The sequence below is a fragment of the Streptomyces sp. NPDC002785 genome (assembly GCF_040295565.1).
Taxonomy (GTDB): Bacteria; Actinomycetota; Actinomycetes; order Streptomycetales; family Streptomycetaceae; genus Streptomyces.
This window is the reverse complement of sequence record NZ_JBEOVN010000327.1, coordinates 1-4,454: the sequence shown is the minus strand read 5'-3', so window position 1 is coordinate 4,454 and position 4,454 is coordinate 1. Positions and strand designations below refer to the sequence as shown.

Below are 4,454 nucleotides of genomic sequence, written 5' to 3'. Positions count from 1 at the left end.
GTGGCCGTGGACTGGTCGGCGTTTTACGCGGGTACCGGCGCGGGTCGGGTGCAGTTGCCGACGTATGCGTTCCAGCATCAGCGGTTCTGGCTGGAGCCGGGTGGTACGACCGGTGATGTGAACGCTGTCGGCCTGGAATCGGCCGACCACCCGCTCCTGGGCGCAGCGGTGCCGCTGGCGACGACCGACGGCTTCCTGTTCACCGGCCGACTGGGCCTCGACACCCACCCGTGGCTGGCCGACCACACCGTCTTGGGTTCGGTGCTGCTGCCGGGTACGGCCTTCGTCGAGCTGGCCATCCGCGCGGGGGACCAGGTCGGCTGTGACCACCTGGCCGAACTCACCCTGGAGGCACCTCTGGTGTTGCCCGCGCGGGGCGGGGTGCGGATCCAGGTCGAGGTTGGTGCGCGGGATTCCGCCGGGCGCCGCCCGTTCACCGTCTCCTCACGTGCCGAGGACGCCGTCGCCGACCAGGCGTGGACCCGGCACGCCACCGGCGCGCTGACCGACGCCCGGCCGTCGGCGGTCCCCGCCGAGCTGACGGCGTGGCCGCCGACCGGTGCCGAGACGATCGACATCGACGGCCTCTACGCGGAGCTGGCCGACGCCGGGCTGCGGCACGGGCCGGGCTTCCAGGGGCTGACCGCCGCCTGGCACAGCGGCGACGAGCTCTTCGCCGAAGTACGTCTGACCGAGGACACGGCCCCGGCTGCCGGGGCCTTCGCCGTGCACCCGGTGCTGCTGGACGCGGCCCTGCACGTGCTGCACGGCCGTGCGGGGGCGCGGCTGACCGCCGAGTGGCAGGGCGTGACGCTGCACGCGGTGGGCGCGGACGCGCTGCGCGTCCGGATCTCGCCGACCGGCGACGACACGCTGACGCTGACGCTTGCCGACACCACCGGCCAGCCGGTAGCCACCGTGGACGCGCTGACACTCCGTCCGCTGCCGGAGAGCGGCACGGACCTCGATGCCGACCGCGCGGCCGCGCACCAGCGGGCACTGTTCCGGCTGGACTGGGTGGTGCAGCAGACCGCCGAGGCCAGGCCGGGTGCCGCCGGACGCCGTGCGGTGCTGGGCGACGACATCTTCGGGCTGTGCGCGGCAGACGTCGCCGCCACCGCCTTCCCGGACCTGACCGCCCTCGCGGCGGCCGTCGAGGCGGGGGAGACCGCCCTGCCGGAGCTGGTCCTGGCCTCCTTCGCCCGGACCCAGGCCGCCGACGACCTCACCGAGGCCACGCACCAGGCGGCGCACCGCGCGCTGGAGCTGGCGCAGGGCTGGCTGGCCGACGCCCGCTTCACCGATGCCAAGCTGGTCCTCGTCACCCGGGGTGCGGTCGCCGCCGGCCCCGGCGAGGACGTCACGGACCTGGCTCACGCCGCCCTGTGGGGCCTGCTGCGCTCGGCCGAGACCGAGAACCCGGACCGCTTCGTCCTGGCAGACCTCGACGGCACGGACACCTCGGCGGCCGCGCTGTCCGGCGCCCTGGCCACCGGGGAACCGGAGCTGGCTCTGCGCGCCGGCGACGCCCTCGTGCCGCGCCTGGCCCGCGCCTCGGCCGCCGACCTCCAGGGCCCGCGGACCCCCGTGCCCGCCCTGGACACCGACGGCACCGTCCTGATCACCGGCGGCACCGGCGGCCTGGGCCGCCTGGTCGCACGCCACCTCATCACCGAGCACGGCGTCCGTCATCTGCTGCTCACCAGCCGCCGCGGCCCCAAGGCCCCGGGCGTCGCCGAGCTGAGCGACGAACTCGCCGCACTGGGAGCCGAGGTCACTGTCGTCGGCTGCGACGCGGCCGACCGCGAAGCGCTGGCCGCCACCCTGGCCGCCGTCCCGGCCGCGCACCCGCTGACCGCCGTGGTGCACACCGCCGGTGTACTGGACGACGCCACGGTGCCCGGCCTGACGCCCGAGCAGCTGGATCGCGTACTGCGCCCCAAGGTGGACGCCGCGTGGAACCTGCACGAGCTCACCCGTGATCTCGACCTGACCGCGTTCGTCCTGTTCTCCGCCATCGCCGGCACCCTGGGCGGCGCCGGCCAGGCCAACTACGCGGCGGGCAACGTCTTCCTGGACGCACTCGCCGGTCACCGGCACGCCCGGGGCCTGCCCGCCACCTCGCTGGTGTGGGGTCTGTGGGCCCAGGCCGGCGGCATCACCGGCGGACTGAGCGAGACCGATCTGCAGCGACTGGCCCGCAGTGGCATGGGCGCCCTCTCCAACGACGAGGGCATGGCACTGTTCGACGCCGCTCGTCGCACAGGCCGGGCCGTGCTGGTCCCGGCCCGGCTGGACCTGATGGCGTTGCGTTCCGCGCACGGCACGGGCCCGGTCCCGGCGCTGCTGCGTGGTCTGATCCGCACCTCAGGCCGACGCATCGCCGCCGCCGGGCTCGCCGCTTCCGGCTCCTCCCTGACCGAGCGGCTGCTGATGCTGTCCCCCGCCGAACGCCGGCGCACCCTGCTGGACCTGGTCCGCACCCAGGTGGCAGCGGTTCTCGGACACTCCACCTCGGAGGCCATCGAGGCACGCCGGGCGTTCAAGGAGCTGGGCTTCGACTCGCTGATCGCCGTCGAGCTCCGTAACCGGCTCTCGGCCGCCACCGGGCTGAAGCTGCCCACCACCATCGTCTTCGACTACCCCAACTCCGCCTTCCTCGCCGACCACCTGCGCGACGAACTCCTCGGCGACCTCCTCGACGAGGACACCGAGCAGGCCGGGGCGGGCGAGGCGGAGGTCACCGCGGTCACCGACGACCCCATCGCCATCGTCTCGATGAGCTGCCGCTACCCCGGCGACGTGCGCTCGCCCGAGGAACTCTGGCACCTGATCAACGGCGGCGGGGACGCGATCACCGGCTTCCCGGACAACCGCGGCTGGGAAACTGACTGGACACCCGAGGGCGAGACCGACGATTACGCCCACGCAGGCGGCTTCCTGCACGAAGCGGACCTGTTCGACGCGGCGTTCTTCGGGATATCGCCGCGCGAGGCCCTCGCCATGGACCCGCAGCAGCGTGTGCTGTTGGAGACGTCCTGGGAGGCGTTCGAGCGGGCCGGGATCGACCCGGAGGCCATGCGCGGACGTAACGTCGGCGTCTTCGTCGGAGCCTCCAACAGCGCCTACGACGTGGGCCTGGAGCAGGCCGGCGCGGAGGTCGCGGGCCATGTGATGACCGGCAACGCCGGCAGCGTCATCTCCGGCCGTATCGCCTACGCCCTCGGCCTGGAGGGCCCGGCCGTCACGGTCGACACCGCTTGCTCCTCCTCCCTGGTCGCCCTGCACTGGGCCATCCAGGCACTGCGCCAGGGCGAATGCTCCATGGCACTCGCCGGTGGCGTCACCATCATGACCACCCCTGGCACCTTCACCGAGTTCAGCCGCCAGCGCGGTCTCGCCTCCGACGGCCGCGTCAAGGCGTTCGCGGCCGCTGCGGATGGTACCGGCTGGGGCGAGGGCGTCGGCATGCTGCTGGTCGAGCGGCTCTCCGAGGCCCGTAAGTACGGCCACCAGGTGCTCGCGATCGTCCGTGGCTCGGCCGTCAACCAGGACGGTGCGAGCAACGGCCTGACCGCTCCCAACGGGCCCGCGCAGCAGCGCGTCATCCGCAAGGCACTGGCCGGCGCCGCCCTGACGACCGCCGATGTCGACGCCGTGGAGGCGCACGGCACGGGTACCAAGCTGGGTGACCCGATCGAGGCGCAGGCGCTGCTGGCGACCTATGGCCAGGACCGCCCCGAGGACCGGCCGTTGTGGCTGGGCGCCATCAAGTCGAACATCGGCCACTCGCAGGCCGCTTCCGGTGTCGCCGGGATCATCAAGATGGTCAAGGCCATCGAGCACGGTGTGCTGCCCAAGACGCTGCACGTCGACGAGCCGACCCCGCACGTGGACTGGTCGGTGGGAGCGGTCGAGCTGCTGACCGAGGCCGTCGACTGGCCGGAGACCGGCCGTCCGCGCCGGGCCGCCATCTCCTCCTTCGGTATCAGCGGAACCAACGCCCACACAATCATCGAGCAGGCGCCGGACACCGAGGCGGAGCAGGCACCGGCCGCGACCGTACAGCCCCCGGTGCTCCCCTTCACCGTGTCGGCCAAGAGCGCGGACGCGCTGCGCGCCCAGGCCGGGCGGCTTCACGCCCATCTGACGGCACAGCCGGCCCTTGAATTTGCCGATGTCGCCTACACGCTCGCCACCGGTCGCGCAGCGCTGCACCACCGCGCGGTACTGGCCGCCGACGACCGCGGCGAACTGCTGTGCGGTCTGGAAGCATTGGCCGCGGGCCGCACCACAGCCGGGCTCACCGAAGGTTCGGTCACCGAGGGCGAGGTGGCGTTCCTGTTTACGGGGCAGGGCAGTCAGCGGCTCGGTATGGGCCGTGAGTTGTATGAGACGTTCCCGGTGTTCGCCAAGGCGCTGGACGCGGTGTGTGCTGAGCTGGACCGGCACAT

At 73.1% G+C, this 4,454-nt stretch carries 1 protein-coding gene; it reads left to right on the top strand.

What is annotated here, in order from left to right; translation table 11 throughout:
• A partial coding sequence (locus tag ABTZ94_RS36335; protein WP_351207528.1) for a type I polyketide synthase occupies positions 1-4,454 on the top strand: 4,454 nt, incomplete at both ends.